Raw genomic sequence first — 9,688 nt, forward strand, 5'->3', positions numbered from 1 at the left:
CCCCGTGGTCTGCCGGTCCACGCCGGCTCCGCCCGGAGCGCTGTACACCTGCCCGCCGGGCACCTGCGTGAACAGCACCTCGCAGTCGTCGCCCGTCACGCGGCTGCACCGCCCTCGCGCTCCACACCGGCCGTCTCATGCCTTGCCCCAGCCGTCGCCATGCGGGGACGCCACGGGTCGGCGGTGAGCGTCAGCGGGGTGCCGAGGGCCTCCGCACAGCCGGTGGCCCCGGGCGAGGACGCTGAGCGAGGCCTGGGTGGCCGGACGGGCGACGTGCAGACGCACGCTCCGCGGCCGGTAGGCGAACACCAGCCGCTGGACGTGCAGTGCCATGGCGGCCCGGGGGGCGTCATCGAGGTCGGCTGGGACGTTCAGTGCCGGGACCCGGCCCTCGTCGGCATGCTCAACGGGCACGGCCCGCCAGACCGGCAGACCGCCACACCCGACGGGCAGGTGCAGGACGGCGGGCTGGGGGACCGGGTCCACCTCAACTTGCGACCGCGACGCAACGACGTCGAGTACCTGAGCGCGCAGGCCCGGCGCCGTTCCGTCGGTGCGCCGGAGCGGCAGGTCCGTCGGCCGCTTTCACGCTAAGCGCCCGCCAGGTCTCCGCAAGGTCAAGACGGCCGGGGAAGTGACGGTCAACTCAGGGTCCTTGAGCCGCCAGCGTGGCTCCGGCCCCGGATGGGGCGTCCGCCGCAGCTCGGGCCCGCCCCCGCACCCGACGCCGACCGCCCGAAACCCCGCCGTGACGGCGGGGGTTTTCGTCGTTCCCGGCAGCCCCGTTCCGGGCACCCGGTTGGGTGGATCTTCGCCCTCGCGTACATGTACGCGACTTGCGAGGCACATCGTCTTCGAGTCGCTGGAAGATCGCGGTGAACGCATCGCTCTCGATCAGTCCGGCGATCACGTGGATCATGCTGTCGATGCCGGGATCCCTGACGATCAGGCCGTCCGAGACTCAGAAATAGCGGCCGCCGAGAGCCTCGCCGCTTCCTGCCCAGGTCCCCATCAAACGTTCGACCTCCGCGACCGTGAACACGGTCCCGGTCCAACGGAAGCCGTCCGTCGGGTCCACGAAGACGTCGACGTTGCACACCGAGTCCAGGTCCTCATCCGGGCTAGGCAGGAACGATGCTTTGAAGGCGTCGGTGCGAACGCGGTACCACGGCTCGTCCCAACCTCGCTCGACCGATCCGGGCGATGCGCAAGGACTCATCGCGCGAGTGCCCCCGGTTGGCCTGACGTTGCGATGGTGACGACTGCGGAGAGTGGACCGCTCACGGGCACACCGTCGATTTCTGCTAAGTAGAACTCCCCTGCTTCCATCCCACGATCGCCCTGCACATCGCGCTGCACGACCCGGCTCGCATCCTGCGGGAGGCAGGAGTAGAGATAGAAGTCGTCCAGGCAAGGTGGTCACTTCCGTGGTTCTTGGAGGAGCCGTCGTTGTCTCCACATCATGGCCGCAGTGAGCAGCGTCATGGCTACCAGAAGGTAGCTCATGGCGTGTGTCGCACGGCGGTTCCGGACGGTGCGGCGGTGCGTGGCCATGCCTGCGGCGAGAAAGTCCGATTCGAGGGGGGTGAGTTCGTCGCGGTCGGTACGTGAGAAGAGTGCGACGTATTGGGAGAGGCGAACGGGTGAGATGCGTACGCCGGGCTCCCGCCCGACTGCGTCCCATGCGGTGGCGGCCTCGGTCAGCCATCTCTGATAGCCCAGCTTTTCGCGATTCTGCCCGATCCAGCCGTTCAGCCGCGGCCAAGCGTTTATCAGGGCTTCGTGGGTCAGGGTGACGGTGGCGCCGTCCAGTGTGATCAGCCGGGAACGGGTCAGCGATTCCAGGACCTTGTCTGCCTCCCGGCCTCCGCTCAGGGCTTCGAGTTCTCCTCGGGCGGTGGAGCGACGCGTATCGGGGGCGCCGTCGACTCCCGGGGTGATCAGTCGCAGCATGATTCTTCGTGCGATGTCTGCCTGGACGGTGTCGAGCCGGGCGTAGAGAGTCTCGGCGCTCTGCGCGATCGCTCCTTGCAGACCGCCGGCGTGTTCGTAGGAGTCCAGGGTGAGCGTGCGGCTGCGCCGTCGATTCCACGTTTCCAGGAGAGCATGTGACAGCAGCGGTAGTGCGACGGTGCTCTCCGCCACATCGGCGATGAGCCGGGAAGTCAACTCACGCTCGACGACCAGACCGTGAAGCCGTGCTGGTTTGACGATGGCATCACGCAGCTCATCGGCGTTCATGCGGGTCACGGTCAGACTCGCGCTCCGGATAACCACGGCGAGCCCGGGGTGCTCAAGACAGCGGCTGGAGAAATCCGCGCGGACCCCCAGGACGATGCGGAGGCGGCTGTCTGGTCCCCGAGCAGAGAGGATTGCGGCGATGAACTCATTTCGCTCGACCGGATCGAAGCATAGAGTGAAGAGCTCTTCGAACTGGTCGACGATGACCCAGGTGTCACCGTCGCCGACCGAGGGAATGAAAGCGGACCGGTGACGCCCGAGCGGATGCGATCCGGGGGTCAGGACGCGGACGGCCGCCGGACGTGCCTCTGCATCGGGCTCCTCAGACTGGAATGCGCGCGTTAGGCGGGGGATCAGGCCTGCGCGCAGCAGGGACGACTTGCCGCTGCCAGAAGGGCCGATCACGGCGACCACACGACGATTCCGGGTCAGGGCAAGCAGCTCGGTGCTCAGCGCGTCCCGCCCGAAGAAGATTTCGTCATCACCAGGCTCGAACCGCGCCAGGCCTCGATAGGGAGCGCCGTCCGCCTGTTTCGCTTCCGCTAGTTTCTCGGACACGGCGTGCCAGCGGCGCTCCCACTCCTCGGGGTCCGCGCCGCAGGCGGTCGCATAGGCCCGCACGACGGGCAAGGAGGGCAATTGCTCGCCCCCGGCCGCCCGTGAAAGCGTCGCCACCGAGTACCCGGCCCGGCGAGCCAACGCGGCGTACGTGGGCCCACCCGCCTCCCGGCGTAGCTGGCGTAGTTCGTGAGCTAGTCGCGCCACCGGCCCCTGCTCTGGGTCGAGTGGTTTCTCCTGACGCCCCACGCCCCGCCTCCCGTCTCCTGCAGCGCGCCACCCCGCGCTTCGACGTGCCGCTCACGCACTCAAGCGGCGCTGGGCAGGGCGGGCAAGAGGGTTTCGCGTCGACGGGCACTGCCCAGGCGGGATTGTTTCGTTGCGGGATCCGGGCTGCGCAACAATCCCCGACCAGCGAAAACTCAAGGCATCGGGGCCGAAAGGCCATCACGGCAGAGAGGACGACATCATGCCGCTGAGCGACGACGAGCTGCGCATCATCGAGGAGGCCCGCAGGCGCTCCGAGCAGGAGCACGCGGAGTTCCAGGCCAAGCAGGAGGCCGACCGCCAGGCCCGGTTCGCGGAGGAGGAGGCCCGTCGGCGCGCGGAGGAGCGCCCCCACTCCGGACCCACCTGGTAGGCCGTCGCGACGTTTGACCTCGACGGGAAGACGTTTCGAGATTGGAGGAGACCAGATGAGACGAAGTTTCGGTAAGGCCGCCGGTGTGATGGCGCTTGTGGCGACCATGACGCTTGGCATGGCCGGCGTCACCGAAGCCGTGTCGGCGCCCGCGTCCGTTCAGGCCACACAGTACCGGACCACCCAGGTGATCAACGTCGGAGCGATGTACGTCTGGCAGTGCCCCGCCTACGGCCAGCTCTACGTGGCCTACGGCTACGCACGTGGCTACAGGTGCCTGCCCGTGACCTGGCTCTACTCCTACCTCGTCGTGTACCGGTAGGAGCTACGGAGCTGATTCAGCAGCTGTCTGCTCCGGCACGGCTCACCTGCCGCGCCGGGGCGCAGCCGTGCCTGGAGACCAAGGGCGCCCCGTACCTGGGACACCCTCCGACGAGTCCGTGATTGCGGCCGGGGGCGGTGTTCAGCCGTGCTCGGGTTGCTCGTGGATGGTGAGTGCTCCGGCGAGATCGAGGTCGGTGACGGTGCCGTGTGCGCCGGCGCGGACGAGGAGCACTGCGCCGAGGGCGGTGCTCCAGAACGTTCTGGTCTCCACGCCGAGTGGTCGACGGGTCTGCCAGCCGCGACTGTCGAGGATCTGGCTTACGAAGCGTTCGGATTGCCGGAACAGCAGCTGGAGGTGCCGGTCGACCACGGGGGCGAGTTCTGGTTTGGAGATTCCGGCGGCGAGTGCTCGCGCGACCGAGGGGAGCGAGGGCATTGCCAGCACTGCGCGGGCGGTGTTGCGTCGGAAGGCCGCCGCGTCGGGGGCTTGGCGGCCGATGCGCTCGATGCGTCGGGCATCGTGCAGCAGGCCGAGGAAGGCGGCGTGCACGAGCAGGGCGTCCTTGGAGCCGAAGTAGTAGGTGACTTGGTTGGGGAAGGCGTCTGCCGCGTCGGCGATTTCCGCGACGCTGAGCTCGGCGCCGGGCCGCTCGCGGCAGAGCCGTGCAGTCGCCTCGATCAGGCGGCGCCTCGTCGCGCGCCCGCGGTCCCGGGACCTGGTCGACGGTGATGGTGCTTCGGTTCGCTTCTTCTCCACACCCTAATTGTATGTGATACAACAATGCTTCATTCGCTTGTATCGCATACAAGAAAGGACCTGGCGCATGCATCAGACTGAAGTCGTCGTGACCGGACTCGGCGCGATCACGCCACTCGGGGGAGATGTACGGTCCACCTGGGACGCCCTGCTCGCCGGCGAGTCCGGCATCCGCGGCGGCGCCCTGCCAGGCCACGAGGGCACCGGCCTTCCCGACATCGCCGCGGGCATCATGGCGATGGACCCCGCCACACTGCTGCCGCCGGTGCAGGCCAGACGGCTCGACCGCTCGCAACAGGCGGCCCTCGCCGCGGCGGCTGAAGCCTGGTCCGATGCCGGCGCCCCCACGGTGGATCCGGACCGGCTCGCATCAGCGATCGGCACGGGCATCGGTGGCGTCGGCACGCTGCTCGAGCAAGACGACGTCCTGGAGGCGACCGGCATACGCCGCGTCTCGCCACGCACGGTCCCGATGCTCATGCCCAACGCAGCGGCAGCGCTGATCAGTATCGAATACGGCGCGCGGGCCGGCGTCTACACACCCGTCTCGGCATGCTCCTCCGGCGCAGAGGCGATCGCGCTGGGGGCCAGGCTCATCCGCTCCGGCGAGGCGGACGTAGTCATCGCGGGTGGGACCGAGGCCGCGATCATCCCGATCACCGTCGCCGGCTTCACCCAGGCGCAAGCGTTGTCGCGACACGCGGCCGAACCCGCCTCAGCCTCCCGGCCGTTCGCTGCGGACCGAAGCGGTTTCATCCTCAGCGAAGGCGCGGCCGTCGTGGTGCTCGAAAGCGCCGAGCACGCCAGCGCCCGAGGCGCACGCGTCCACGCAACACTCGCGGGCGCCGGCATCGCCGCCGACGCCCACCACATCACGGCACCCGCTGCCGACGGCTCCGGTCAGATCTCCGCCATGCGGAAGGCCCTCGCGCAAGCCGGCTTGGCTCCCGAGCAGATCAGCCACATCAACGCCCACGCCACCGGGACCCCGGTCGGCGACATCGCCGAGGCACACGCGATCGGGGCAGTCTTCGGCCGCGCCGCCGTGACCGCCCCCAAGGCGGCGCTCGGCCATCTCTTTGGCGCTGCCGGCGCAATCGAAGCGATCATCGCCGTCCTCAGCGCGAAACACGGTGTCATCCCGCCGACCCGCAACCTCACCACGGCCGGTGTCGATCCCGACATCGACCTCGATGTCGTCACAGACCGACGAGACTTGCCCCAAGAGGCTGTACTCAGCAACTCCTTCGGCTTCGGTGGGCAGAACGTCTCACTCGTCGTCACCAGCGCAGGTCACCATGTGCCCTGAGGTCCGCGCACGGTCGCGGCCGACTGATCGGGTGCGGGAGGGAAAACTCTTCCGATCTCGTATACCTCCGCAGACGGGCAGTGTGCGGCCACTCGCGTCGTCCACGAGGTTCGCGGGAATCCGGGTCGAGCCGCTGAGCGCCCCGTTCCGGCCGCCCGCTGTTCGAGCTGAGCTTCCGCTGCCGGTTGATCGATGAGGGGCGCTGGAGAGGCCGGAAGAAACGAATTGCCGGATAGGTGACTTCGTGTCATGTTTCAGGCGAGTTTTGCGGTTGATCATCGGCGACCGGTCGATGTCATGTGCCGGGCGGCCTCCCAGGGGTCTACCGGAGAGGTGAGGAAACGATGGGGAGTGGTGGCGTGGGAAACAGTTACGAGGATGAGTGTCGCCGGGCATTGGCCGAGGAACAGGCGAAGAGCCTTGCCGAAACCGACGACTGGAAGAATGTGGACAGGGAGCGGGTCCACCATGACTGGGACGTCCTGTACCGGGAGATAACAACTCTCCTCGGCGGCGGCCCCCTGCCCGGGGACCAGCAGGTCCAGGAGCTTGTGGGCAGGCACTTCGACATCGTCTGCCGGTTCTACATCCCCTCCAGGCAGGCCTACGTCGGCATGTCGCTGTTCTACGCCGAGGACGAGGCCATGAGGACCTTCCACGATTCCTATCACCCGGGGCTGGTGGAGTTCATGGGCGCCGCGATCAGGGTGTTCGCCGAGCAAGGGAGCGGGTTCGCCCCGGCGCAGGGTTCGTAGCGTCGGCGTAGTCGGGCGCCACGGGGGCAGTACATGCACGGATGGGTGCGCCCGGACCGGGTCCGGGTGCACCCACCGGCAGGTTCGGGCGGGGTTCTGAATCAGGGGCTGGGATGCCCCTGGGTGCTTCCGCAGTCGGCACGGGACGAGCGCTGACTAGCAACCATCAGTGACAAACGGCGCGAGTCGGCCGGAGCACGGCCCCGGTCAGCCCGCCACTACCAAGCCATGGTCACCACGCCTGCCGGCGGCCTGGCTGCCATGACTTTACGGACACCCCCTATGGCCCGTGACTCATCTCCGAAGGGGCCGTGCCTCGTAGAACACCAGTTTCACTTCGACTGCGGGAACGCGGCTGGGGTAGACCGTGGGTGCGGTATCGCGATGTCCCAGGTCTGTCGGGAGCGGCGATGCAGCTGTCCGTGTGCTCGAACGGGAGCGATTGTCGCCGGGCATCGTGGCGATGGCGCTGAGCTTGTGGTCCGTGCGCGTCTACGGCACGCGGCGCAGGTGGAGACGATGGGAGGCAGAGTTCACCTGCCTCTGCTGCGGTGAGGGTTGGGCCCGGGACAAGCTGCAAGCTGCTCTGTTCATGCTTCCGCCAAGCGCCGCCGGCGAACTTCGGGTGCAGGTCGAGCGTCTGGACGCGGTGCTCCTCGAGCGAACGCATCACGAGCCGATGAAAGACCCGGAGTTGGCGTGGTGGCATCGCAGGTGCTGACCGTACCCATATCGTCTACTGGTTCGTTGGCTCTTGCGTGACTGGTCCGGGGATCTGACAGAGGCGGAGCCACGACGTTTGGAGCCGCTTCTGCCCACGGGCAACAGCCGCGGCGGCCGGTGGCGCGATCATCGTCAGGTGCTCAACGGCATCCTGCACCGGGTGCGAACGGGGGTGCAGGGGCGTGACCTGCCTGAACGCTACGGGCCGTGGAAAACCGTCTACGAGCGCCACCGGCGCTGGTCCGCTGACGGAACCTGGAACGGCTACTCCAGCAGCTGCAAGCCCAGACCGATGCCGCCGGTGGGATCGACTGGGAGGTCTCGGTTGACTCCACCTCGATCCGTGCCCACCGGCATGCGGCCGGCGCGCGGAAAGCTCCGCCGCCCGCCGCGTCAAAAGGGGCGGCCGCGACAGCACACCAGAGCGGAAGACCGTGGGTGAGACTGTACGCCCGCCTGGCGGAGGTGGTGCAGGGTGTGAGGCGCTCGGTCGCTCCCGAGAAGGCTTCACCACCAAGATCCACCTGAGCGCGGACGGGCGTTGCCGCGTGTTTCACTGTTGCTGACGGCAGGCCAGCGGGCGGACTGCACGCAGTTCGAGCCAGTCATGGAATGCTTTTGGGTGCCTCGATTCGGGCCGGGCCGCCCGCGCACCACACCAGACAACGTGAGCGCCGATAAGGCATACAGTGATCGCCGGAACGCCGCTACCTGCGGCGACGCGGCATTCGCCACGTCATCCCCGAGAAGAGCGATCAGGCAGTGAACCGCGTACGCCGGGGCCGGGCAGGAGGGCGCCCGCCCGGCTTCGACGAAGCGCGGTACAAGAAGCGCAACACCGTCGAACGGGCGATCAACAAGCTCAAGAACCACCGAGCTGTGTCCACGAGGTACGACAAGTGCGCATACGTCTACCTGGGCATTGTCACCGTCGCAGCAACCATCATCTGGCTCCGGACATGATCGGCGGGACAGAACCTAGGGGACGGGGTCCGCTTAGATCGAGCCGACGATCTTCCGGGGGGTGATGCGGACCACGACTCGGTCGGAGTCCTCGGCTGATGCGGGGTTGAAGTCTGCGTAGTCCTTGCCCGTGTACTTGCGCGACAGCTCGTTGATCAGTTCTTGACCGCCCTGTGTGGTCAGGGTGGCTGTGCCTCGGATCTCGGCGTAGGTGTAGGGCGCGTTCGCGGGGTTGATCATGACGCTCACTCGAGGGTCCCTGCGCAGGTTGGTCTCCTTGCGGCGACCGACGGTCGTGGAGATCAGCAGGTCGTCGCCGTCTCGGGCGAGCCAGGTGATGGACAGCTGTGGGCTGCCGTCGGGCTGGACGGTGGCGACGGTCGCGAACACGGGCGTGTCGTCGATGAGCTTCTGGAGGTCGTCGGAGAGTGCAGCAGACATGATGGGTTCCCTTTCCTGGGCGGCAACGGCTGTCCCCCCGACGGACCGGATTCCCTCCGCCGAAGATCCAACACCCCCACCAACGATTCCGGAGCCTCCTGGTGACATGCCGGGGACGGGCCGACACCCGCCGACAGCTCGGGCCGGTGCGCCCGTCAGCGGCGTCATCCCCTTCACTCGCTCACGCCTCGACACTGAACGCGCCGCGCGACGCCACCGCGCGGTCAAGAGGAGGTGCTCTCAGCGGAGGGTGGTGTGTGCAGCCGCGACTCGGCGGGGTCAGCCCAAGCCTATCGTCGTGCACGTCTCTGCGGTGCCGCGCGCGTCTGTGCGGTGGCGTGTGGGCGTCTCCAGGATCGGGGAGCCCCGCACCACGAGCGCTCGGGCCGCACCACGAGCGCCGGGCCGGCGGCGGTGGGTGCGGCCGACGGCGGGATAGAGCAGGCGCGTCATGCCGAACCGTACGGAGGGATCAGACCGCCTGCGAACGGCCTACCGCTCACGCCGTGGCCGTGGCCGCGACCGCTGTGGCGGATGGGGTGGTCCGCGTCCCCCGAAGTGGCTGATCTGGTTGACGTGGCATCAGCTCACTCCGCGCGGGCGTCGATGCCACCTGCTGCCACTGCTGCCACATCCCTGCACATCGTTGTGTCATCTGATGCCGTGGTACGCGGCACATCTGCGGCGGCATCCTGTACCCGGCACTGCGCCGGCCACACTCCTGCGGTCCGGGCTGGTGCTGGGGCGGTGCGCCTCGGTGGCCTTCGTCTGGTGTTCCGAGCGGGTTCTCCGCTTCGGGGGTGTGGTCGAGTCTGTGGTGTGGGGTTTGTCGGGGGCTGGTCTGGGGTGCTGCCGGCGGGGTCGGGGTGCTGCTGGCGGGGTCGGGTGTGGTTAGGGGTGTTTCGGTGTGAGGTTGTGTTCGATGATTTGGATGAGTCGGGTGTTGGTGTGGTCGGTGTCGGGCCGGGTGTGGGGGG

At 68.0% G+C, this 9,688-nt stretch carries 7 protein-coding genes and 2 pseudogenes; 5 read left to right on the plus strand and 4 right to left on the minus strand.

The window, feature by feature from the left end; genetic code table 11:
• Positions 1–847 precede the first annotated feature (847 nt).
• Together ACFYXU_RS23130 and ACFYXU_RS23135 are read right to left on the minus strand one after the other, a co-directional pair.
• Positions 848–1,219 (minus strand): annotated as a pseudogene (locus tag ACFYXU_RS23130) (hypothetical protein); the annotation flags it as partial.
• 200 nt (positions 1,220–1,419) lie between these two features.
• Positions 1,420–3,048, minus strand: a complete 1,629-nt coding sequence (locus ACFYXU_RS23135) for a helix-turn-helix domain-containing protein (protein WP_384824542.1) — start codon at positions 3,046–3,048, stop codon at positions 1,420–1,422.
• A 220-nt stretch (positions 3,049–3,268) separates the two neighbouring features.
• Between ACFYXU_RS23135 and ACFYXU_RS23140 the strand changes: the two genes are divergently transcribed.
• Together ACFYXU_RS23140 and ACFYXU_RS23145 are read left to right on the plus strand one after the other, a co-directional pair.
• A complete protein-coding gene (locus ACFYXU_RS23140) occupies positions 3,269–3,439 on the plus strand; it encodes a hypothetical protein (RefSeq protein ID WP_361399060.1) in 171 nt (56 codons plus the stop codon).
• A gap of 55 nt (positions 3,440–3,494) precedes the next feature.
• A complete protein-coding gene (locus ACFYXU_RS23145; RefSeq protein WP_389459630.1) occupies positions 3,495–3,761 on the plus strand; it encodes a hypothetical protein in 267 nt (88 codons plus the stop codon).
• Between the two features lie 141 nt (positions 3,762–3,902).
• Here ACFYXU_RS23145 and ACFYXU_RS23150 read toward each other — a convergent pair whose 3' ends face one another.
• Positions 3,903–4,520, minus strand: coding sequence for a TetR/AcrR family transcriptional regulator C-terminal domain-containing protein (locus ACFYXU_RS23150; RefSeq protein ID WP_376517367.1), 618 nt, complete (start codon positions 4,518–4,520; stop codon positions 3,903–3,905).
• Between the two features lie 67 nt (positions 4,521–4,587).
• Between ACFYXU_RS23150 and ACFYXU_RS23155 the strand changes: the two genes are divergently transcribed.
• The 3 genes and pseudogenes from ACFYXU_RS23155 to ACFYXU_RS23165 all read left to right on the plus strand — a co-directional run bounded on the left by ACFYXU_RS23155 (position 4,588) and on the right by ACFYXU_RS23165 (position 8,270).
• Complete coding sequence (locus ACFYXU_RS23155; protein ID WP_389459633.1) at positions 4,588–5,829, plus strand: beta-ketoacyl-[acyl-carrier-protein] synthase family protein; 1,242 nt, start codon at positions 4,588–4,590, stop codon at positions 5,827–5,829.
• Positions 5,830–6,188: 359 nt separating this feature from the next.
• Positions 6,189–6,584 (plus strand): TipAS antibiotic-recognition domain-containing protein, encoded by a 396-nt coding sequence (locus tag ACFYXU_RS23160; protein WP_384561204.1) that lies wholly within the window; start codon positions 6,189–6,191, stop codon positions 6,582–6,584.
• Positions 6,585–7,338: 754 nt separating this feature from the next.
• Positions 7,339–8,270: pseudogene (locus ACFYXU_RS23165) on the plus strand (IS5 family transposase).
• Between the two features lie 33 nt (positions 8,271–8,303).
• On the opposite strand, the gene ACFYXU_RS23170 reads toward ACFYXU_RS23165, so the two are convergent.
• The gene (locus ACFYXU_RS23170; RefSeq protein ID WP_361406698.1) at positions 8,304–8,711 is read right to left on the minus strand and encodes a PPOX class F420-dependent oxidoreductase; all 408 of its coding nucleotides are present in this window, start codon (positions 8,709–8,711) and stop codon (positions 8,304–8,306) included.
• Positions 8,712–9,688: the final 977 nt, after the last annotated feature.

Source organism: Streptomyces sp. NPDC002232 (assembly GCF_042890295.1).
Classification (GTDB): Bacteria; Actinomycetota; Actinomycetes; order Streptomycetales; family Streptomycetaceae; genus Streptomyces.

Excerpts from the sequence above, each read along its gene's own strand:
- ACFYXU_RS23140 (WP_361399060.1), top strand. The coding sequence starts at position 3,269 with ATGCCGCTGAGCGACGACGAGCTGCGCATCATCGAGGAGGCCCGCAGG.
- ACFYXU_RS23145 (WP_389459630.1), top strand. The coding sequence starts at position 3,495 with ATGAGACGAAGTTTCGGTAAGGCCGCCGGTGTGATGGCGCTTGTGGCG.
- ACFYXU_RS23155 (WP_389459633.1), top strand. The coding sequence starts at position 4,588 with ATGCATCAGACTGAAGTCGTCGTGACCGGACTCGGCGCGATCACGCCA.
- ACFYXU_RS23170 (WP_361406698.1), bottom strand. The coding sequence starts at position 8,711 with ATGTCTGCTGCACTCTCCGACGACCTCCAGAAGCTCATCGACGACACG.